Origin of the sequence: 'Chrysanthemum coronarium' phytoplasma, from assembly GCF_000744065.1 — a bacterium.
GTDB lineage: Bacteria > Bacillota_I > Bacilli_A > Acholeplasmatales > Acholeplasmataceae > Phytoplasma > Phytoplasma asteris.
Window position 1 is genome coordinate 1 of sequence record NZ_BBIY01000136.1, and the last position, 768, is coordinate 768.

The window sequence follows — 768 nt, forward strand, 5'->3', positions numbered from 1 at the left end:
TTAACCAGGTCAGCTATCTTTTATGTTTTAAATAAATACGCTTTTCGTGGTATTACTCGTTATGATAAGCAAAGTAATTTAAAAACAAATTTTGGGTATAAACCCAAACAAAAAACTCCCATCATCAATTTAAACGAATTAGTTACATTCCAAAGACATTTCCAAAAGAAAAAACATGTTTTATATTGTACGGATTTTCGTAAAGTTATCGCCAATAGTCAACAAGGCGATTTTCTTTTTATCGATCCACCATATTACTATGAAGGGATTAAAGATAAAGATTTTTACCAAAAACCATTTTCTTTTACTGATCATCAACAATTAGCCTTGGAATTACACCAAACAACCAAAAGGGGTGTTAAATGGTTATATACCAATTATGAAACAACCCCAATTCTTCATTTATTTTCAAACTGTAACATCATTAAAACAAAAACAACAACAAGCCATTATCTCACCAACAAAAAAATCCATCAAGAAATCATTATTAAAAATTATGAGTAAAATTAAAATTTTCACTATCGTTTCACATCATTCAATTGGATATGAAACTCTATTTTAATTTAAATAACAGTAATTTTCCAAAAAAATCAAAAAAGGAGTCAAATCATTATGACAAAAAAAGAATTAATTAAAAAAATCGCTGAGGTAAATAAAACCTCAATTTCCAAAACAGAAGAATTTTATAACTCATTTGAGAATACTCTAATTAAAGCAATCATATCAAATGAAGAAGTGTCTTTATCCTCTAAAATTGGCAAATTCAAA

At 26.8% G+C, this 768-nt stretch carries 2 protein-coding genes; both read left to right on the plus strand.

The window, feature by feature from the left end; translation table 11 throughout:
- On the plus strand, nt 1–504 hold a 504-nt coding region (locus OYV_RS04130), incomplete at its 5' end, for a DNA adenine methylase (RefSeq protein WP_081931954.1).
- Nucleotides 505–612: 108 nt separating this feature from the next.
- On the plus strand, nt 613–768 hold a 156-nt coding region (locus tag OYV_RS04135; RefSeq protein WP_042068458.1), incomplete at its 3' end, for an HU family DNA-binding protein.